The 21,638-nt window shown below is 42.2% G+C and carries 12 protein-coding genes and 1 pseudogene; 8 read left to right on the forward strand and 5 right to left on the reverse strand.

Annotated features, from left to right (window positions below; all coding sequences use genetic code 11):
* Positions 1-108 precede the first annotated feature (108 nt).
* From hetZ to NLZ44_RS19500, 3 genes and pseudogenes are all read left to right on the forward strand, one after another.
* Positions 109-1,270 (forward strand): annotated as a pseudogene (gene hetZ, locus NLZ44_RS19490) (heterocyst differentiation protein HetZ).
* Positions 1,263-2,282: a hypothetical protein gene (locus NLZ44_RS19495; RefSeq protein ID WP_493750849.1), complete on the forward strand. Its 1,020-nt coding sequence runs from the start codon at positions 1,263-1,265 to the stop codon at positions 2,280-2,282. Before hetZ ends, NLZ44_RS19495 begins: the two are co-directional and overlap by 8 nt.
* A gap of 77 nt (positions 2,283-2,359) precedes the next feature.
* Positions 2,360-4,699 carry a transglutaminase TgpA family protein gene (locus tag NLZ44_RS19500; protein WP_493750850.1) on the forward strand — a complete coding sequence of 780 codons (2,340 nt, stop codon included), beginning with the start codon at positions 2,360-2,362 and terminating at the stop codon, positions 4,697-4,699.
* Here NLZ44_RS19500 and NLZ44_RS19505 read toward each other — a convergent pair whose 3' ends face one another.
* The 3 genes from NLZ44_RS19505 to NLZ44_RS19515 form a co-directional block, all read right to left on the reverse strand.
* A complete protein-coding gene (locus tag NLZ44_RS19505) occupies positions 4,700-7,831 on the reverse strand; it encodes a diguanylate cyclase domain-containing protein (protein WP_493750851.1) in 3,132 nt (1,043 codons plus the stop codon).
* 90 nt (positions 7,832-7,921) lie between these two features.
* Positions 7,922-8,704, reverse strand: coding sequence for a PP2C family serine/threonine-protein phosphatase (locus NLZ44_RS19510; protein WP_493750852.1), 783 nt, complete (start codon positions 8,702-8,704; stop codon positions 7,922-7,924).
* Positions 8,705-8,735: 31 nt separating this feature from the next.
* Positions 8,736-9,398 (reverse strand): vWA domain-containing protein, encoded by a 663-nt coding sequence (locus NLZ44_RS19515; protein ID WP_048895409.1) that lies wholly within the window; start codon positions 9,396-9,398, stop codon positions 8,736-8,738.
* A 442-nt stretch (positions 9,399-9,840) separates the two neighbouring features.
* On the opposite strand from NLZ44_RS19515, the gene rnc reads away from it, so the two are divergent.
* On the forward strand, positions 9,841-11,028 hold the full coding sequence (gene rnc, locus NLZ44_RS19520) for a ribonuclease III (protein ID WP_493750853.1): 1,188 nt from the start codon (positions 9,841-9,843) through the stop codon (positions 11,026-11,028).
* A gap of 45 nt (positions 11,029-11,073) precedes the next feature.
* On the forward strand, positions 11,074-13,311 hold the full coding sequence (locus NLZ44_RS19525) for a tetratricopeptide repeat protein (RefSeq protein WP_493750854.1): 2,238 nt from the start codon (positions 11,074-11,076) through the stop codon (positions 13,309-13,311).
* 196 nt (positions 13,312-13,507) lie between these two features.
* Here the strand turns inward: NLZ44_RS19525 and NLZ44_RS19530 are convergent, their stop codons facing one another.
* Positions 13,508-13,822 (reverse strand): hypothetical protein, encoded by a 315-nt coding sequence (locus NLZ44_RS19530; protein ID WP_493750855.1) that lies wholly within the window; start codon positions 13,820-13,822, stop codon positions 13,508-13,510.
* 364 nt (positions 13,823-14,186) lie between these two features.
* Here NLZ44_RS19530 and NLZ44_RS19535 point away from each other — a divergent pair, with 364 nt between their 5' ends.
* From NLZ44_RS19535 to NLZ44_RS19545, 3 genes are all read left to right on the forward strand, one after another.
* The gene (locus NLZ44_RS19535; protein WP_493750856.1) at positions 14,187-17,339 is read left to right on the forward strand and encodes a PAS domain S-box protein; all 3,153 of its coding nucleotides are present in this window, start codon (positions 14,187-14,189) and stop codon (positions 17,337-17,339) included.
* A 95-nt stretch (positions 17,340-17,434) separates the two neighbouring features.
* Positions 17,435-18,541 carry a hybrid sensor histidine kinase/response regulator gene (locus tag NLZ44_RS19540; protein ID WP_493750857.1) on the forward strand — a complete coding sequence of 369 codons (1,107 nt, stop codon included), beginning with the start codon at positions 17,435-17,437 and terminating at the stop codon, positions 18,539-18,541.
* Between the two features lie 90 nt (positions 18,542-18,631).
* Positions 18,632-19,741: a hybrid sensor histidine kinase/response regulator gene (locus NLZ44_RS19545; RefSeq protein WP_493750858.1), complete on the forward strand. Its 1,110-nt coding sequence runs from the start codon at positions 18,632-18,634 to the stop codon at positions 19,739-19,741.
* A gap of 99 nt (positions 19,742-19,840) precedes the next feature.
* Here NLZ44_RS19545 and groL read toward each other — a convergent pair whose 3' ends face one another.
* On the reverse strand, positions 19,841-21,526 hold the full coding sequence (groL, locus tag NLZ44_RS19550; RefSeq protein ID WP_493750859.1) for a chaperonin GroEL: 1,686 nt from the start codon (positions 21,524-21,526) through the stop codon (positions 19,841-19,843).
* Positions 21,527-21,638 lie beyond the last annotated feature (112 nt).

A 21,638-nucleotide genomic window follows, 5' to 3' on the forward strand; every position in this document is an offset into this window, starting at 1 on the left:
CCAGTGTCGTGATCGTAACTAAACACGACCCGATTGGGAAACCCTCCGGAAACTCAGAGGCTCTACTGGAAAGCATAGGTTAGGGTCATTGTTACTAAAATTATCATCATGGGGGAAATCTGCCAGAGCCATAAAATTTTTCAACGGTTGTCCGGTGAGCTCAAACAAGCGACCCAGGCATCTGAGCAGAACTGTCAGGATATCGCTTGGCGCTTAACAGAAGAAGCAATTCGGATCTGTACAGAAAGCCAGCGCATCCAAGCCTCGGGGGATGTGGAGACTTGGGCGATGACGCTCGCACAGCATCGCTTACAACAATGTCTTCACTATTATCAACTCAGGTCAAAGCAGAGCACCGTTGGAACTCCACAGCACTCTCAGTGCCATTGTCTATCGATATATCACACCGCGCCAGGTTCAATCAAGTTATCACGCTAGGTTGGAACTGATTAGGGACTTTTTACAGGGGTTTTATGTTGAATCACTAAATGCCTTCCGCAAGGAAAACCAAATTCCGGCGGATTATCGTCCCCGGACATTACTGGAACTAGCCGAATATCTAGCCTTTACGGAACGATATGGGAAACGGCGTATTCCTCTCGCCCGAGGTCGTAGTCAACAATTAATCATTCTACGATCGCAGACATTTTCTCAACAACAACCCAGAGAAGCGTTTGTGGATCTTGATCAAGCCGCAGAAGGTGGGATACAGGATTCTGATCAAACCTGGAACGACTCATCTGTACAAGAGGTGCGAGCCGCCATGGTGGCTGAGTCTAACGAACCAGAACTAGAATCCCTACGCCAAACGGTTGTGGAAGAGTTAATCGAATATCTTGAGGAACACAATCAAAAAGACTGTGCCGATTATTTCACCTTGCGAATGCAAGATTTGCCAACTCGAGAGATAGAGGCGATTTTGGGGCTAACCCCTCGCCAACGGGATTATCTCCAACAGCGATTTAAATATCATTTGTTGCGATTTGCTTTGGGTCATCGTTGGGAATTGGTGCATCAGTGGTTAGAAGCGGATTTAGATCGTAATTTGGGTTTACTCCCGCACCAGTGGGAGGATTTCCAGAGTCAACTTAGCCAAGATCAAAAGGATTTGCTAAGGTTAAAGCAAAAGGGGCTATCTGATCATGCGATCGCCGAAAAGCTAGGTTGCAAGGCGACTCAAGTACAAAAGCGGTGGTTTAAAGTTTTGGAATTAGCCTGGGATCTTAGAAATCGTTCAGTGTCCGGAGCTAGTGCATCTACTGATGAATAACGAAATAAATCCAGATCGTCAACTCTCCGAGTGCCAGTTTTTCGAGGGGTCTGAATCACAACCCCTTGAAACTGTTTCCTCTGCTGCTGGTGAACCTGCTACCTCAGCAGATCAATTAGCAAATAGTTCTAGGGTCGAAGAACCAGGGTGGTCAGAAGCTGACCTACCCGACTATGAAGAGATTGACGTTTTCTACCCCAACGACGAACCAATTAAACTGGGAGAGATACCAACCGTGAAAGACAGATTTGAAAGCCTGTTAAAAAACAGGTTAAGAATTGAGATCCAAGAAAAACCACCGCTATTCCCTTGGGAAACTGAACTCGGTGCTGATGCTATTTACCCAGACGTGATTAGCGATCCGACTGTTCCCAATCCTTCTTGGTGGAATGCTCAAAGGGAAAACCTGAAATGGTCTACTTTTCTACCAGAAACGGTTTTTGCTGATCTTCTGACTCCGTGTCAGAAGGTTTTGCATTCAACCCTACAACAAGGCGCGAAACTGGTGGAAGCGGTGGAAAGTTTTTTCCCACAAGCCTCTGATTTGCTTAATGAATGGGCAGGTAGGCTGGTTTTAGGGGAAGTTCGCGATCCTGAATTGAACAAGCTACAACTCCCCCCCTATGAGACGGCTAATCAACAACAGCAAATGGTTTTGTTGCTACTGGCGGCGCGAGAAATCCTCGATACGCTGACGATAACTTGTTTTTTGAATAAGTCGGTAGGGCTTCAGGAGTGGCAAACTAGCTTAGGGCTGTTAACAGTACAAGCCCAATATCAGACCCGCGATTATGGCAATTGCTTAATGATTTTGGCGAATTTGCCTGCGGGTGGATGTCTGCAATTGAAGGGAAATCATGGCGAAACCACAGCCAGACGTACCTCAGCCGGATATGTGACCATGGAATTGGTAGATCCAGAGCCTAATCAGATCTATCGACTCAATGTGTTGTTTTATGACTGCGAACAAAATCCCCTCTGTTTTGCCATTTACCCTCGGATGATGAGTTAAATATTGATAGGTGCAGCGGATTTTTTCAGAAATATGGGTTACAGTAATCTGAGAGTGATTACCCAATTTTCAAATCCATGACAGCCGATATCCCTATCTTGAGCCAATTGTGGCGACGGATCGAAGCAATACCTCAACCTGAGCCAGAGGACTCACTTCTGCTCCGCATTTTCGTGCAGTTATTGGTGGTTGTGGGCATTATTGCTACTGATGTGGCGATCGAGGAGCCACTAAATCTATGGGCGATCCCTGTCAGTTTGGTGGGGGCGACCTGGAGTTGGTTTCGTCGTCGTCATCGTAATGTGCCAATTAAATTTTGTATTGCTATTGGTATGTTGGTAGCAATGGCGGTTTTTTTCAGTCGTCTAGTGCTGGAGTTGATCGATACCAGAATTGTTTTGGCACAACTGTTAATTAATTTGCAGGTTCTCCATAGCTTTGATCTGCCACGACGCAAGGATCTGGGCTATTCGATGGTCATTGGCTTGATTTTAATGGGGGTGGCTGGTACTCTTAGCCAAACTTTGACTTTTGGGCCGGTGATTTTGGTGTTTTTGGCGCTCTCGTTGCCAACTTTAATCTTAGATTACCGTTCCCGGTTGGGATTGGAAAAGTTGAACCCCTCGGAGGCTAGTTCTCCTAAATTGAGGATTCCTTCTAACTTGAATTTCAAGTTTTTGGGGGTTAGCTTTCTGGCTATTGTGGCGTTGGGATTGGTGATTTTTGCCCTTCTCCCTCGGTTTCCTGGCTATCAACTGCGGAACTTTCCGATGAGTTCCCCTATTCAAATGCCACGAGGGGAATTTGATGGCAGACAAATTTTTAACCCTGGTTATACGGGGGATTCTGGAGATGGCACGGGGTCGGGAACTGGACAAAATCAGGAGTCGGGGGCGGGTGTTTTAGATGAGGTTCAATATTATGGTTTTAACACTCGGATTAATCAGAATCTTAGGGGAAATTTAAGGCCGCAGGTTGTGCTGAGGGTTCGATCGCAGGCGCGGGGATTTTTTCGGGTGATCGGCTTTGATAAGTACACGGGTCAGGGATGGGAAATTTCCCGTAATGACCAGGTGGAAACTGTCCAACGGGTTTGGTGGTCCTATCTGTTTAATCTGTTTCAGCGACCGACACAGGCTAGAACTAGGGAGGTGATCCAAAGTTATACGGCGGTGATTCAATTACCTAATTTAATCCCGGCTTTAAAACAGGCTAAACAATTGTATTTCCCCACTGAGGAAATTGCGATCGACCGAGAGGGAACTTTGCGATCGCCTTTGATGTTGCGGGAGGGATTAACCTATACGGTGATTTCCAGAGTCCCCTATCGTAACCGCACCCAGTTGGGTCAAGCCTCCACTGACTACACACAAGCTATTCGTGATTACTATTTGCAGGTTCCTGATGAAATTCGGGACAGGGTGCGACAAAGAACCGAGGAGATTTTGGCGGCGCGGAATCAATCCAACCCTGAGCAACAAGCCTTAACATCTCCCTATGAAATAGCCCTTTATTTGGCTCAATATTTAAAACAAAGCCCCGTTTATAAACTACAAGAAGACCCGCCTTTTTTGAGACCTGATGAGGATTTGGTGGAGGCGTTTTTGTTTGGCTATAAAGATAGTCCAGAGGGAGAAATTATCAGAGGCGGTTATCCAGATCACTTTGCGACGGTGTTAACCATTATGTTGCGTTCTATTGGCATTCCGGCGCGACTAACGGCGGGTTTTGAACCGGGTGAGTTTAACCCATTTACGGGGTTATATGTGATTAAAAATACTGATGCTCATGCGATGACGGAGGTTTATTTTCCTGAATATGGTTGGTTTGCTTTTAATCCCATTCCGGGGATGGATTTAATCCCGCCTTCTATTGAGGAAAATCAGACTTTTAGTGCGCTGAGGGCTTTTTGGAATTGGGTGGCGGGATGGCTACCTTCTCCGGTAACAAATAGTTTACAGAGGATATTGGCGACTATTTTCGGGGCGGTGGATACGGTTGTCGGCTGGTTTATCGATCTGTTTACTAGGGGGTGGGTTGGCTTGTTTACGGCCACGATAACTTTATCTGGTGTCGGGTTCCTAAGTTGGTTGCTGTGGGATGGATGGAAAAATTGGCGCGAGAGACGACGCTTGGCTAAATTACCCCCGGAAGAAAGACTATATCAAAAACTGTTGGCATTATTAGCCCAACGGGGTTATCCGAAACATCCCGCCCAAACTCCGGTGGAGTATGCAGAGGCGATCGCTAATCAATGTTCTGTTGATGAAGCTGAGGCGATATCAGAAGTTTGTCAAACTTATGTGCATTGGCGATATGGACGCAGAAACACTAATTTAACTCAACTGCAACAGTTAGTTAAAAACTTGGAAAAAGCCGGGATTAAGCGATTTCAGCAACGATACAGACGCAGATAATTAGCCCCTATGGCACTCTGCGGCATTGGCAATAACATATTGGTTTCTGCCATTGTTTTTGGCTTGGTAGAGGGCGCAGTCGGCATGAAAAATAAGTTGGGTAGGTGATTTGTTTTTGGTGGGAATTTGGCTGGCAATTCCCATACTCACAGTCACCCGTTGGAAGTTAGCAGGAATTGCGCCGGGCTGCATATTTAACTTGAACACAGCTTCCTGTATTTGTTGGCTAATTTCTACACCACCTTCTATGGGTGTGTTGGGTAATAAAATCACAAATTCTTCGCCACCATAACGGGCGACTAAATCCCTCGGTCGTTTCAGGGAATTTTTGATGGCATTAGCTACCCTTTGCAGGCATTTATCCCCGGCAATGTGTCCATAAGTGTCATTATAACACTTAAAATAATCAATATCACACATGATTATTGATAGGGGTTGTTTTTCCCGTTGCAGTTGTAACCATTCCTGCTGTAAAATATGATCAAAATTGCGGCGGTTAGCGATTCCGGTCAGAGAATCGAGATTGTAGACTTTTTCGAGTTCCCCATGGGCTATCTGGATCTGATGATATAGTTCGCCTTGTTGAATGGCGATCGCTAACTGTTCTGTTAGTTGTTTCAGCATATCGATTTCTGCGGGTTTATAGTTGCTATCTTCTGAGGAAAAATAAGCGATAAGTAGTCCCCAAAGTTGCTCGGCTTCTAACCAAATGGGGAAGATTAAATGAGTCGGTCCTTGAAATTTTTGCCACCTTTCCACAGAAGCATTGATTTTTCCGGTGCGACAAGATTGGGCAATTTCCAAAATTATTTGGTCAATTTTGATAGTCATGACCGGATCTATTGCACAAAAAAGTAGGTCAGAGTCCCTAGATAGTTCCCTAGAATGAGCAATAATTTTACCAGTCCAATTTAAGTTGAATTTATAGACTAAAACTATGTCATTACTGAGAACTTTAGAGACTTCGACAACGGTGGTATTAAGGATATCCTGAAGATGAAGCGATCGCCGGATTCTATTGGTGACTTTTGATAAGATATCCTGTCTCTCAGATTGTTGTTTAATGGCAAGTTCTGCCTGTTTTAATGAGGTTAAATCTCGGACAGTGACAATCACTTCATTTACTGTGCCATCAGGTTGCAAAATCGGGGAATAGGTGGCTCCGATAAACTTGGGTTCTCCCGGAAAACTTAACCAGGCTTCATAGCGGACTATTTCTCCGGCTAGACATCTATCAAATAGAGGCTTAACTGTTTGCTGAAAAATCTGTTTACCTAATACATTTTCGATGATATTGCCAATAATAAAATCCTCGGATTTTCCGGTTAAATAGGCGTAGGTTTGATTAACAATTTGGTAAATATAATCCCGATTAATTAAGGCGATCGCTTCCGCAGTCGTGGCAACAATACCCTGGAAACGCAGCAGATTTTCTTCATATTTTTTGCGTGCAGTAATATCAAAAACAATGCCATGCCAAATATTACCTTCTGGGGTTGATTGGGGTTGAGAATTACATTCTACCCACTTCATTTTTCCCGAATTAGTAATAACCCGACCTTGCCAATACCAGGGTAAAAATTCCTGCAAAGATTGTTGCATTGATTCACGCAAAGACGGTAAATCATCTGGGTGGATTAAGTTAATCAGAGAATTGATGTCTGCCAGAATAGTATTAGCTTCTAATTCAAAGATATCAAAGCAGTGATGACTCACAAATTTAAAATAAGGCAGATTTTGGGAGTTGTTTGGACAGTAACTATAGACCATTCCCGGCATATTAGTTACCAATGCTTCAAACTTGGCTTGACTAAGTTTTAGGGATATTTCCGCTTGTTTCCGGTCAGTTACATCTCTGGAAATACAAAGAATTGATGTAATATTTTGGCCTTGGTTAATTTCTGGGACGATCGCCATTTCAAAATAACGCCAACCATTAACTGTCTCGGCTTCAAATTCAATAATCTGTTTTTCACCAGTTGTTAATAACCGATTCGCCGCCGCCTCCCAACTATCAGCCATGGCTACATAGAATGGCAAATCCCGGCAACTTTTGCCCATCCAAGTATGTAGAGGAATTCCGGTTAATTGGCTTAAAATTGGACTGACATAAATATGTTTAAAACTGGTATCAAAGCGTTGAATCATATCAGGAGAATTTTCGACGAGGGTTTGATATTGTCTTTGGGAGTCTAGGAGGATGGCTTCTATTTGCTGTCTGTGGATGATTTCATTTTGCAATTGCTGGTTAATTTTTCTGGTTCGATCAGCATAACGCCAAGCATACTGACCTAAATAGACGGTGAGTGCCATAGTCCAAACTATGATTAAACCTGCTGATAAAACCAGGGTGGGAAGGGGAGATTTTCCCTCTTCAATCCAAGCAGGTTGCGGAGAAATTTGGACTGTCCAATCGGCTCCATAGGCGCGGACAATTGAGGTTTTTTGAAAGGGTGATTCTGAGAAATTACCACTGCTATAAACTAAATTACCACGGTCATATATTTGAATCGTATACAAGGGAGATATCGCTAAAATCCCATCAAAGAAGGATTCAAATTGAAAGACTCCTAAAATAAACCCATCATGGCGGTCATCAATAAATAGGGGAATAATTACTAGAAATCCCTCGCCACCCTGAACTAATGAAATATGTTTACTCAGGATAATCTGATTGAGGTCTCTGGCTACTCTTAAACTAATTCGCCGACGGCGTTCTTGTGTCCAATCCATATCCTGGACTTGTTCGTTTCCCTCTAAAGGAACTATCCAACGGACGATAAAAGATGGATCTACCCAGAGTATGGCTTGGTAGCCATGAGTATCATCTAAATAGTTGCTGACATCAGCTTCCCAAAATTCTCGGGAAGTGCCATTACTGAGTTCCCAACGCTTGGCGATACGATTTAGGGATACAATGTGGCTGGATAACTCTCGATTGAGGATAGATTGGATGCTGTTGGCTTGTTGTTGCACCAGTTGTGCAAAATGCCGTTGCTCTCGGATGTAGAGTTTGTGCCAAATCAGCAGCACGGCGAGAGTGGCGATCGCACCAATGAATAAAGCTAACCAGCAGTATTTAAATCGCCTCTTAATGGACTGTAACCATCGATGTAAATTGGACAAGACCACTGACCCCCATATAATAAGAGTCTATATTTGGTATATTATAGCCCCTGGGGTTCCCGTAGAGAGTTACGGCTGTACATATTGTAATGGCGTTTATTGGGATGATGTTGGCTTTTTGGCAGCTAAAATAAGGGTTAAATCATCATCGGTGCGCTGATTTACCCTAGGCGATCGCAAAAATGAAATTAACTGTTGTTCGGCTTCTGTGCGATCGCAGATAGTTTCCACAAATTGAAATAAAGGAGAAAAAAACGGAGCGTGCGGTTTTCCTTCAGGCATTTTTAATCCTAACATTTGTAAACCATCGGAAAATATAGCCAAATACTTAGGCATTCCAGACCATACCTGAATTTGAGCAGATTCTAACGCATTCGGGGAAACCAGAAAGGTGGTTTCGTTTAAATATTCTCCACTGGCGGGAATAGTTAAAGCCATCAAAGTTCCCTGTTGATCTTCAACTACCACCGCGCCATCACCTATCTGAACTACAGCAATGGTGGAAGCGGTAATTACCCCTAAAATTAATGTGGTTGCTAGTTCCCGCGCCAATATATCCCTGTGGTCGGCTTCGGCTTCGATGGCCTGTTTGGTTTGGTTAACGACAGCTAACAATTGACTGTTCCAGTCCACGGCGGCGGTGTCATCGACGGAGGATAGATACTCTTCGATTAATTGGGTGGCGGTTTTAACTGCTAGTTGGGCTCCCACATCAGCAAGGGAAGCTGAACCCGCACCATCGGCTACAGCGACAATAAATTGATGGGGGTCAATCTCCCGATAGATATGAGCATCTTGACAGGGAATGGCTTGCTTTTCGTGACTGGTTCCCGCCACGGAAGCTGAGATAATTTGCCAGTAGGCAGAATTTGGGTTCATGGTAAAAGTCTGCGATCGCATGAGTTTTTGGCTAGACAGTTCCCCATCCTGGCGGTGGTAGGGCTACCTGTTCGTCAACTTTGGAGTGAGAAACTGTTTGCATACTGGCCGATAGCCAAATGAACATTTCCCGAAAATCTAACCCTTTCAGTTTCAGGGGGGTTCGTTGAGCAATCTCTCCTAAGCGCTCCATATTCGCCCCTTCTACGCCTACCGCAAAGAATGCGACCTGTTTGTTGGCTTCCTCGTCTCGAATGCGTTTAATGGCCTGTTCTGTGATGCGATCGCTTTCTCCCTGGGGTTCGCCGTCGGTAATCATGAACACCCAAGGACGATAGTAGGTAATCCCATTATTGCGATACTCGGCTTTGCGACTGGCAATCATGTCTAAAGCCTCCCCTATGGCTGTTCCCATATAGGTTTGACCCTGGGCGTTTAACAGGGGGGGTTCAAAGCGATCGGCTGTGACAAAATCCTGGATGATTTTTACCTGGTTATCAAAGGTGATCAGCGCGATCTCAACCCGTTTTTTCGCGAGTTCGTCTTTGATTAGGTTCTCCCTAAAAGTCATTAATCCTGCATTGAGACCATCTAGGGGTTCTCCCTGCATAGATGCTGATGTGTCTAGCAATAACACACAGGGACACCGGGGCTCCGGGTTTTCGGCAAATTCAACCGCTTCCTCAAGTCTCATATTTTGATTTTTGACTCTGACCATCCACATCACCTAGGATATCAGTCAATCATCAACAATTAAGAATGCACAAAGTGGCGTTTTTGTCAATAGGCATAAAAAAGGCGATCGCTGTTGTCCTCAAAACTCGTGCATCGCAAATTTAATATTTTGGTGAGATAATAATTTTAATCGCCATATAATCAGGGTTGTAGGCTCTATTTTTGCAGAAGGACAGAGTAAAGCCTTGGGTGCGATTTATTTGATGGTATCATAACCCCCAGAATCTCGTCAACTTTTGGCGAGCAATTTTCCATAAATCTGTAATAATTCTTAACAGTCTTTTGAAAATCAAATAAATTGAGGATTGATAGATGATCAGAAGTTATGAATAGCCAGCTATATCAATAACCTGTTTAGGAAGATTAGCTATAATAGTCGCTAATTAATTATTAGATAGCAAATGATGATTAGCAATAAAGAAAGAATTGGGGACGCTTTAGAGTTGTTAGCTGAGGGCTTATATCCTCAGTTTAAACAGGAAATGAAAAACAAATATTCAGACCAATGGCAGGAGGAAGCCCAAAAATATCTCACGAAATACAAAAACATGAAAAAGCGAGAATTGGAGGAGAGGCTATCTCAAGATATCGGAGCATTACTGCAAGTTATATCGAAGAAATGGGATAAGATTTTTCAAGATGATGACCATGTGGATAATCAACATAGGGGGATAATATTTGAGTTAATCCAACTTAGGAATAACTGGGCTCATGGGAATGAATTTTCTCACCGAGACACGGAACGTGCTATAGATAATATGGTGGTGCTTTTGACGGCTTTTCAGGCTGATAAATCCATAATTCATCAATTAGAACAACATCAGGAAACTATGTTAAGCAAAATTATCGAAGAAAAAAATCTGGTTCCTGACCGAGAAAAAAAACTGCGGCGAGAATTTGCTAAATTGCTGAAAAAAATCCCTTTTAAAAATGTGGATTTACTCAATCACGCCTTAACTCACAGTTCCTATATGTATGAACACCCGAAGGAAGTTAATCGGGATAATGAATTGTTGGAGTTTTTGGGGGATTCGGTGTTAAATTTTATATCGGGTGAGTATCTTTATAATAAGTATAAAAGCGTCGGTAATGAAGGTGATTTAACTAAGTTGCGATCGGCTTTGGTGGAAAATAAGCAGTTGGCTAAGTTTGCGGAAAAATTAGCCCTACAACAATATATCAGATTAGGGAAAGGGGCGGCACTGAATCCTTCCTTATTAAGCAATACGTTTGAGGCGATGATTGGGGCTTATTTTTTGGATTCTGGGATGAAGAAAGTACAGGAATTTCTACAACCTTTGTTTGATTCGGTGATAGCTGAAATTGCTTCCCAGTCTCAAGGTAATTCGGGTAAAGTGGCGACGGACTCCAAAAATAGATTACAGGAATGGGTGCAAAAAAATATAGGTCCAATTACACCAGAATATGAAACAATTAAGGAGGAAGGAGCCGACCACAAAAAACAGTTCACTGTCCAGGTTATGGTTCAGGGTAAGGTTTATGGAGAGGGTAAAGGTTCCAGTAAAAAAGAGGCTAGTAAAAAGGCGGCTGAAAATGCTCTGGGTAAAATAGATAAATTGGGTTTATAACAGTGGTATAAGGTGAAATTGTGATTTACTGGGAGTTACTGTAAAATGTCAAATAATGAGAATCTGCAATCGGAAGTTATTCAACTTAATGAACAAGCAGTTTCCTATTTAAAACAAAGGAATTGGGGGGAGTCGATTAACTGCTGTGAACAAGCGTTAAAAATCGACCCTGATTTTGCGTTGTCTTATAAAACTTTGGGAACTGTCAGACAGTTACAAGGGGATTTTGTGGCGGCGGAGTCTTGTTATCATAATGCTTTGAAAATTGCGCCTGATTTTGCGGAGGTTTATGCTAATTTGGGAAGTCTGTACGCCCAAAATCAACGCTGGAATGAGGCGATAAATGCCTATGAAAAGGCTCTGGAAATTCGCCCTAATATGGCGGGGTTCTATCGTAATTTGGCTAAGGTGTTTACCCAATGTGGTCAGCCGAAAAAGGCGACAGAATATTGGTTTCAGGCTATTTTATTAGGTTCAGACCCGGTGAGTTTTGAAGATTATCTGAATTTGGGGAATCAGTTACAACAAAAGCAGCAATTAGAACAGGCGATCGCTATTTATCAAAAAGCAATTGTCAATTATCCGAATCAATCGGATGTATTGTATCATAATTTAGGGCAAATTTTCGGACAGCAGCAAAGGTGGGAAGATGCGGTTAAATGCTATGAAAAGGCTCTGGAAATTAACCCGAACCAGTTTTACTATTATTATGGACTAGCCCAAGTTTTGAAAACTCAGGAAAAATGGTCGGAATTAATTCCGGTATGTGGTCAGGCGATCGCTTTAAAACCTGATGTAGATTGGCTGTATATGAGTTTAGGAGATAGCTTACTAGAAACGGGAGAAACCGAAGAAGCGATCGCTAATTATCGCCAAGCCATTACACTCAACCCTCAGCTTTCTTGGTTACATCAAAAACTAGGTCACGCGCTGAAATTAGCAGGTCATATTGATGAGGCGATCGCGGCTTATCAAAAAGCGATCGAACTGAAACCAGAGTTAATATGGCTTTATGATATTCTCGCACAACTGTTAACCGAAAAGCAACGTTTCCCAGAAGCACAAAACCTATGTATAGACGCATTAAAGCGCAAACCAGACTTGATCAAAGCCTATCATCATTTTGCCAAAATATTAGCCCATAGAGGTTTAATTGAGGATGCCAATAATGCCCTAAACTTCAAGAAATTATCATCAAAATTTATCCGAGAAATATTGCCTAATTTATCAGAAAAAACCACAACCATCCCAACCCATCCTAGTGTTCAATATATCCTCATATACCCAGCTAAGACTATTGAGATTAAACCCGCTAATATTTTAATTCCCAACCTTCCCGAAACATTTACAACCTGTCAGATATCAACCGGAGATTTCGGGGTGGCTATTGTCGAAAATGGGCGCGTGTGGGGAGATATGGCGACCAGTGCAGTTTTCACAGATGATGGCAAATTAGTCACTGATTTAGCTAGTGGTGGGGCGGAGTTTGTCGCCGTATCCGAACACCTACCGCCACCCCATGAAATTGATGGTGTGGTTGCCTTTTTATCTGTGCGTTTTGGGGCGGGATATTTTCACTGGATGTTAGATATTATCGCCCGTTTTCATTTATTAGAAGCTGCGGGAATTGACCTGAACTCAATTGATAAATTTGTGGTAAATGCTTGGGATAAGCCTTACCAGAAACAGGCTTTAGAGACCCTCAAAATTCCACCCGAAAAAATCATCAGCAATAAAGATATCAATCATCTGAAAGCCGCGCAAATAATTATCCCAACTCCTAACCTTTCATCTCAACAAGGCTTACAAATTAGCCAGTGGAATTGTGATTTTCTCAAACAAACTTTTTGTCCGAGTTTGGGGGATACTAAACAGCGAATTTATATAGATCGCACCCTAGCACCATCTCGCCAGGTCTTGAATAATTCCCAGGTGATAGAATGCCTAACACAGTTTAATATTAAACCAGTACAATTAGAATCAATGACTCTTGAACAACAAGCGGAACTTTTCGCTACTTCCGAAGTGATTATTAGCCCACATGGTGCAGGACTAACTAATTTAGCTTTCTGTCAAACTGGGACCACAGTTATTGAAATCTTATCACCAGATTATTGTCCGTCAATTTATCGATTATTGAGTGGTATTTGTGAACTGGAATATTATCCGATATTAGGAGATAATTTGCCGGAAAATGAAGCCAAACTTATAGGCAAAAATATTAATATTGTCATCAATATCGACAGGCTTATGCAGACAATTCAAGCCGCTGGTTTGGCTTAATCTTAAAAATAGGGCGGCATATACAGCAACGGATATCCCGCCCCTTTCACCAGTTCCTCAATCGATCGCCTTTATCTCATCCATATTTGAGGATTTCCAAGGGATCTACTTTGGTACTATACCCGCAGTAATAAATCTCCGGTTTATTGACTCCCCATGGATAGTTAAATTGTGGTTAAAAGATTACTGAGACTGGTTATTCCTGGGAACAGACATAATCAATCATATTAGATGTGGCATGACTGCTTGGGGAATATACTTCATCGTAACCGCTGACATACCAGGTGCGTGAGTCACAGTAAGCTATTGCATAGATGGTTTCTTCACCAATGCTATAGATAAATCTCAACCCTTCCCGGTTCCGTGAAATACTATCAGCATCTACATATACATCTTCCCCGGTGGCAGCCTCACCCATAAAAATCCAATTTTCCGCCCAAGCTGGGACAATTCCCCAAGAAAATGCGGTCACAGCTACACCAGCCATTAAAGACCAAGATTTGGTTTTCATGAAACCTATTGCTCAAGTTGGTTTGTAGTTTGAGCATAACTTAACTTTGCTAAAAAGTCTGTATGATAAGTCAAGATTTACCAACAAATTAAGGGAGGCTAAAAATCTATCAAAATCAGCAAAATTGCTCATCCCCCTTCGATGACAGCTTGTTGATTATACTATCATAAAGTTGATTAAGCTATCAATTATCTCAATGGTTAATTAATGATAAAAATCAGTCACAAGATACTCTATAGATCCTAAGTAACAGGTTCAACTGTTGATTGTGAATGGCTTTTACTTGATCGGAACCGCTGAAACTGTGATAATTTGTTATGTTATTATTAATCCTAATATCTGATCAAGGAGAGTAGGGGAATCAATGTCTACACCCACGATTAACCCTTGGCTTATGTCCAGTCCAAATTTAAACGACATCATCCATAGAGACCCCCTAACCGTTGTTCCTAATACCTCCGTGATGGAAGTAATGGCTTTAATGAGTCAGGAGCCATCAGACCAGTGGGGAACAGAAAACTTCCCCCCTAACAGTTGTGTACTGGTGGTGGAAGACGGGAAATTGGTGGGTATGTGGACGGAAAGGGACGTGGTGCAGCTAATTGGTGCGGGGGAAAATCCGGGAGACCTGATGGTGTCTGAGGTGATGAGACAACCCCCGGTAGTTCTGCGAGAAACAGATGAGCCAGATATTTATACAATTATTCAACAATTAAAAACCCATAAAATTCACCATATTCCAGTTGTAGATGAGCAAGATTATTTAACTGGAATAATTACGGAGTATCGGGTGATAGAAAAACTTTTTGATTCCCATCCTAACCATGATATTCCCAGTAGAATTAGCCCCACTAAGCTGCAACAGCAACTGGCACAATTTAAGGCTCAATTACAAAATACAAATGCCCAACTACAGGGGGAAATCAGTCAACGGGGTATCATCCGCATGATTGAACAAAAATTGCGAACTGGTGAACCGAATCTTCTGACATTTTTTGATGCTTTGACTGATATTATCCTGATTATTAATACTCGCACCAATTCGATTCAGACTCCCCGCAAGTCCCGGCAAAATAATCATGAATACCTAGGTACAAAATCCGAGGGTAATACATCTCAAATAATTAACCAAACTCGGCAGCTATTTTCTCCTGATTACCCGGACAATATTTTGAGAGAAAAAGTTAATCAATGTTTGCAAACGGGGAGAATTATTAATTTTGAATATCATCTGAATGTGGAAGGTAATTGCTTGTGGTTTTCGGCAAATATCTCCCCCATTTCCTCGGAATCTGTGGCTTGGGTGGCTCGTGATATTACTGAAAATAAGCGAGCTGAATCAGCTTTACAAACTCTGACGGCGGAATTGGAACAACGGGTGCAAGAACGTACCCTTGAACTGCAAAAAACTAATCAAATGCTTACCAGGTACTTGGAGGAACAAAAACAGTCAAAAAAAGAGTTATTAAAAGCTAATCATAAAATGCGATCGCACGTGGAAAATTCTCCCCTAGCTGTGATTGAATGGGACCCAGAATTTAAGGTACAATATTGGGGAAATCAAGCGGAAAAAATCTTTGGTTGGAAGGCTGAAGAAATCATAGGTATTCATTGGGGAGAATGGCAAATTGTCTTTGAAGAAGACCTAGAATTAGTAGAAAAAGTGATCGGTGATTTAATCGGGGAAAAAACCAATAAAAATATTTGTAAGAACCGTAACTATACCAAGGACGGGAGAGTAATCTACTGTGAATGGTATAACTCAGTATTACGGGATGAGTCCCATCAGGTTATATCGATTTTGTCATTAGTTCAAGATGTGACAGAACGGGAGTTATTAGAAATTGAACGTTGTCAGGTTGAGGATGCTTTGCGAGAAAGTGAGGCTCGCTATGCGACTCTTACAGATATTTCTCCGGTGGGGATATTTCGGACTGATGCTGAAGGTAAATCTGTCTATATCAATGAGCGTGGATGTGATTTGGTTGGCTGTTCAGTCATGGAAATGTTTGGGTATGGTTGGACTAAAAGGCTTCATCCTGATGACCGAGAACGGGTAATTAATGAATGGAATAAATGCGTTAATAATCATCAAATGTTTCAGTTAGAATATCGTTTTTGTCATGGTGATGGTAAGGTGGTTTGGGTTTTTTCCCAAGCTGTTCCTGAACTCGATGATGATGACGAAATAGTTGGTTTTGTGGGAACTCTCACTGATATTAGTGAACTAAAATCCGCCGAAAAATCTCTGCAAGAATTGAACCAAGACTTGGAAATGCTGGTAGAAAAGCGAACATCTCAACTACAAGAAACTAACGAAAAGTTGCGAGTTGAAATTGCGGAGAGACAAAAAATTGAGGCGGAAATTGCGACTAAGGCTTATCAGCAGGCTATGGTAGCTGAAGTCGGACAAAAAGCTCTCTTGGGTATTGACTCGGAGATATTAATTGAGGATATTGTGGCGATGGTGGGTCGATGTTTACAGGTAGATTATTGTAAGTTATTAGAAATACGGGTGTCTGAACCCGATCGCCTGACTGTGGCGATCGCTAACCATCAACACAGCCATAATCATCGCTTAAAAACTGACAAATATCACCAGGTTTACTCATTTATTTTACCTGAATCATCATCAACTACACCCTCTCCTAGCCACCACCTTAACCTCAAACCAGAACTATCCTCTAATATTTATCAGTTTCCCCATATTAATGGTATGAGTATTCCCATTGAAAGCCAAAATTCCTATTATGGCATTTTGGGGGTTTATACTACGGAAACTAGGGAATTTGTGCAGGAAGATGTACACTTTCTGCAAAGTGTAGCTAATGTTTTAGCAACGGCGATCGAACGGAAACACGCCGAAGATAAATTAATGAACTCCCTTAAAGAAAAAGAAATTTTGCTGAAAGAAATTCACCACCGAGTGAAAAATAACTTGCTGGTAGTTTCCAATTTATTAGAATTTCAATCGGATTACACGGACAACCCAGAAGTAATCAAACTTTTGTCAGATAGCCAACAACGCATTCAATCTATGGCTCTGATCCACGAAAAACTATATAAGTCAACTGGTCTTGATCGGATTAACTTTGGGGACTATCTCAATGATTTAGTTGAGCAACTATTTGACTCTTACGGTACAGAAGCTCACACAGTTGACTTAGAATTAGATATAGAATCGGTTGAACTTAACCTGGAAACAGCTAACCCTTGTAGTTTAATTGTCAATGAACTGATATCTAATGCTTTTAAACACGCCTTTGTCGATGAACGTCCTGGTAAACTTGGGTTAGAACTTCATCAAGACAATCTAGGTATTATTACTCTGATTATCCGGGATAATGGGGTCGGGATTCCAGAAGGACTAGATATTCGCAATGTGGAATCCCTAGGAATGGAGTTGATCTGGACTCTGACTGAGCAGATAGAGGGGAACTTAGAACTATTGGACGTAACGGAGGGAACAGCATTTCAATTGACTTTCTCAGAATTGTCCTATAGACAAAGATATTGAAATTATTAAATTGTTATATGGGAACATCAATAATGATCAGCAATTTTGTATAATTACGATAGTTTTCAGCATACCAAAAAACTAGGGGCGATACCATGAACACTGTCCAAATTCTGATTGTCGAGGATGAGTTATTAATTGCTAAAGGATTAGCCAGAAAACTCAAGTCCTTGGGATATACTGTAGTGGGGATTGTTTCTTCTGGACTAGCTGCGATCGCCAAAGTGGCGGAAACTAACCCTGATTTAGTATTAATGGATATTGTGATTAAAGGGGATATGGATGGTATTGAAACCGCCGCCAAAATCCATGAACAATATGGAACTCCGGTAATTTACCTGACGGCTTATGCTGATGATAGTACCCTAGAAAGAGCGGAATCTACTGGGTCTTATGGTTATCTTTTAAAACCATTTAAGGAGCGAGAAGTTCATGCAGCTATCCGTATGGCATTACAGAGATATAAGCAGGAAAAGCAAGTCAAGGACTCTCTGAATTTATTGCAAGATTTAGAAGCCGAAAAAACACGACTATTATCCATAGCATCCCATGATTTAAAAAACCCTCTGACTTCCATTCAAATGTCTACGGAGCTGTTGTCTAAATATGACTCGCAACTAGATGATCAGAAAAAACTTAAACATTTTCAGCGAATCCAGTCATCAATTAATAGTATGAATCAATTACTAGAAGATGTATTAACATTAAGTAAGTCTAGTTCGGGAAAATTGATTTTTGCTCCTAAGTTAGTTAATGTGGTCAAGTTGAGCCAATTACTCATAGACCAGTTAATGGTACAAGTGAATGAACAACACCAACTCGAATTAAAAACCTGGGGAGATTTAGATGATCCGGTAATGTTAGATGAAAAATTGCTGGGTCATATTCTAGCTAATTTATTATCCAATGCTATCAAATATTCTCCCGATGGTGGGGTGATTAATTTTGATGTTATTCGCAAAGAAAATCAGATAATTTTTCGGGTTAAAGACGCGGGTATAGGTTTACCACCAGAGTATAAACAAAAGCTATTTCAAGCCTTTGAACGTGGTTCTAATGTCGGAAACATCAAAGGTACAGGATTAGGATTATCTATTGTTAAGCAAGCTGTGGATTTGCATGGAGGAGAGATTACTGTTGACAGTGAATTAGGACAGGGAACCACATTTACAGTGATTTTGCCAATCACAGAGGTTTCCTAAATATCTAAATATGGCATAATTGAACCTATTAACTGATTTAACCGATCTAGGTATAGGTACAAAATTAGAATAAACGAAAGCAGAATTAATATGGCTAAAGTTTTAGTAATTGAGGATGAAGAGACAATTCGGGAGAATTTGGTAGAATTACTGGAGATAGAAGATTTTGATGTGATCTCGGCTGAGAATGGCAGGTTGGGTGTAGAACAGGCTCACAAACATTTACCGGATTTAATTCTCTGTGATGTGATGATGCCTGAGTTAGATGGTTATGGAGTATTAAAGGAGTTAAGATCCCATATGGAAACGGCGACAATTCCGTTTATATTTTTAACGGCTAAAGCCGATCGCCATGATTTACGGGAGGGGATGAATTTAGGAGCGGATGATTACCTAACTAAACCCTGTTCTATGGAAGAATTGTTAACAGCGATCGCCATCAGATTAGAAAAACAGTCTTTAATCAAACAGCAATCGGAAATACAGATGCGGGAATTACGGGAAAATATCACCCATTCCCTCCCTCATGAATTACGAACCCCCCTAAATGGCATCATCAGTAATACGGAGTTACTACTCTCGAATTTAGACTTATTTGAACCGGATGAAATCAAGGAAATTTTGCAAGATATTCGGATTTCCGGTCGCCGCCTCTATCGTTTAATCATCAATTTTTTGCTATATGCAGATTTGGAAATTATCGGTTTAAATGTAGAAAAAGTGCGATCGCTCCGATCCATTCAGGTCAAAGACAGCCAATCAGTTATTATCAAAGCCGCCACCCAACAAGCCCAAGAACACCAAAGGGAGACAGACCTAGAATTTGACCTAGAAAATGCCACGGTACAGATGGCAGCTAACCAGCTTGAAAAAGTGGTAGTAGAATTGATTGATAATGCTTGTAAATTTTCGGAACCCGGTACACCAATTCAGGTAATTAGTCAAGTAGGTGAGGAATTGTTATTACTAAAAATAAGCGATCGCGGTCGAGGGATGACCCCAGAACAAATCAGTAAAATTGGCGCTCACGTACAATTTGAGCGAAAACTGTACGAACAGCAAGGCTCAGGACTAGGACTAAGTATTACTAAATGTATTGTAGAACTGCATGGCGGCCAGTGGAGAATTGAAAGCGAATCTAACCAACAAACCACCATTTCCCTAAACTTACCCCTAGGCTTGGATGTACTCCCAGGCTGAAACCAAATAGTTGACAACGAGGAGAGGGAGTCCTCCAATAGCCGCAAGACTCCCTATTCGATGAACTGAGGATATAGGTTATAGGTTGATGGGCAGGAATTACATCATTCCCATGCCACCCATACCACCCATACCACCCATACCACCCATACCACCCATACCACCCATACCACCCATGCCGTCCATATCTGGCATTGCTGGTTTAGGCTCAGGCTTCTCAACCACGAGAACCTCAGTGGTAATCACCATTCCCGCAATTGAGCCAGCATTTTGCAGGGAAGAGCGAACCACCTTGGCTGGGTCTAAAATTCCTGCCACAATCAAGTCTTCAAAGTTACCCGTTAAAGCATTGTAACCAATATTAGAGTCACTGTTACGGACTTGTTCAACAACTACAGAACCCTCAACCCCTGCATTATTAGCAATTTGACGCAGAGGCGCTTCCAAAGCTCGTGCCACAATTTTAGCTCCCAGCTTTTCCTCTTCTATGCTGAAAGTTGCAGCCAGTTGCTCTACCTTTTTGACCAAGTGAATTAAGGTTGTACCGCCACCGGGAACAATTCCTTCATCCACAGCAGCTTTAGTGGCATTCAGAGCATCTTCAATACGAAGTTTACGGGATTTCAGTTCAGTTTCCGTAGCCGCACCAACTTTAATGACTGCCACACCGCCAGCTAACTTAGCAATGCGTTCTTGTAGTTTTTCCTGATCATATTCGGAATCAGTTTCTGCCAGTTGCTTACGCAATTGTTCGACCCGCTGTTGGATCTCACCTTGATGACCGGAACCAGAAACAATGGTGGTGGAGTCCTTGTTAATTGTGACTTTAGTGGCTGTTCCTAGCATCTCTACGGTGGCTGTTTCCAAGTTTAAGCCAATTTCTTCGGAAATCAACTGACCCCCGGTGAGAATGGCAATATCTTGGAGCATGGCTTTCCGACGTTCGCCGAAACCAGGGGCTTTAATACCGGCTACATTCAACACACCCCGGGCTTTGTTGACAACTAAGGTGGCTAGGGCTTCGCCGTCGATGTCTTCGGCTATAATGAGCAGGGGTTGACCAGAACGGGCGACTTTTTCCAGGACGGAGACAATATCCTGAATGGCACTGATTTTTTTATCGGTAATCAGGACACGAGCATTGTCTAACTCTACTGTCATCCGTTCGCTATCGGTGATGAAGTAGGGGGAAATATAACCGCGATCGATTTGCATCCCTTCCACAACTTCTAATTCGGTGGTTAGGGACTTGGACTCCTCAACGGTGATTACTCCGTCTTTGGTCACTTTGTCCATGGCTAGGGCGATCATCTCTCCCACTTCCTTATCATTCCCGGCGGAAACTGTGGCTACCTGTTCGATCGCACTTCCTTCGACGGGTTTAGCTAAGGATTCAATTTCTTTGACCAGATACTGAATGGTTTTATCAATTCCCCGCCGCAAAGCCACGGGGTTCGCACCCGCCGCCACATTCTTCAAGCCTTCCTGTATCATGGCTTGAGCCAAAACTGCTGCTGTGGTAGTACCATCTCCAGCCACATCATTGGTTTTCGCTGCTACTTCTTGAATTAACCGCGCGCCTGTATTTTCTAGGGGATCTCCTAATTCGATCGCTTTGGCTACGGTAATTCCATCACTGACAATATCCGGTACGCCAAATTTTTTCTCTATCAGTACATTGCGACCTCTTGGACCGAGGGTAACACGAACTGCGTCTGCTAGGGCGTTGACTCCCCGCTCGATCGCTCGCCGTGATTCTTCGTCAAAGGCTACGATTTTCGCCATATTACACCTAATTTAGCTCTCCAAATAGTCAATTTAGCACTCATGGTGTACGAGTGCTAATTCGTGGAAACCGTACCAAATTGGGGTGGGGACAGTCCCAAGTTATCAGTCC

The sequence above is a fragment of the Arthrospira sp. PCC 9901 genome (genome assembly GCF_059013425.1).

Bases quoted from the DNA above. Each gene is read 5' to 3' on its own strand.
- NLZ44_RS19545 (WP_493750858.1), top strand. From the start codon at position 18,632: ATGGCTAAAGTTTTAGTAATTGAGGATGAAGAGACAATTCGGGAGAAT.
- NLZ44_RS19510 (WP_493750852.1), bottom strand. From the start codon at position 8,704: ATGAACCCAAATTCTGCCTACTGGCAAATTATCTCAGCTTCCGTGGCG.
- NLZ44_RS19540 (WP_493750857.1), top strand. From the start codon at position 17,435: ATGAACACTGTCCAAATTCTGATTGTCGAGGATGAGTTATTAATTGCT.
- NLZ44_RS19530 (WP_493750855.1), bottom strand. From the start codon at position 13,822: ATGAAAACCAAATCTTGGTCTTTAATGGCTGGTGTAGCTGTGACCGCA.
- NLZ44_RS19525 (WP_493750854.1), top strand. From the start codon at position 11,074: ATGTCAAATAATGAGAATCTGCAATCGGAAGTTATTCAACTTAATGAA.
- NLZ44_RS19535 (WP_493750856.1), top strand. From the start codon at position 14,187: ATGTCTACACCCACGATTAACCCTTGGCTTATGTCCAGTCCAAATTTA.
- rnc (WP_493750853.1), top strand. From the start codon at position 9,841: ATGATGATTAGCAATAAAGAAAGAATTGGGGACGCTTTAGAGTTGTTA.
- NLZ44_RS19515 (WP_048895409.1), bottom strand. From the start codon at position 9,398: ATGAGACTTGAGGAAGCGGTTGAATTTGCCGAAAACCCGGAGCCCCGG.
- NLZ44_RS19500 (WP_493750850.1), top strand. From the start codon at position 2,360: ATGACAGCCGATATCCCTATCTTGAGCCAATTGTGGCGACGGATCGAA.
- groL (WP_493750859.1), bottom strand. From the start codon at position 21,526: ATGGCGAAAATCGTAGCCTTTGACGAAGAATCACGGCGAGCGATCGAG.
- NLZ44_RS19495 (WP_493750849.1), top strand. From the start codon at position 1,263: ATGAATAACGAAATAAATCCAGATCGTCAACTCTCCGAGTGCCAGTTT.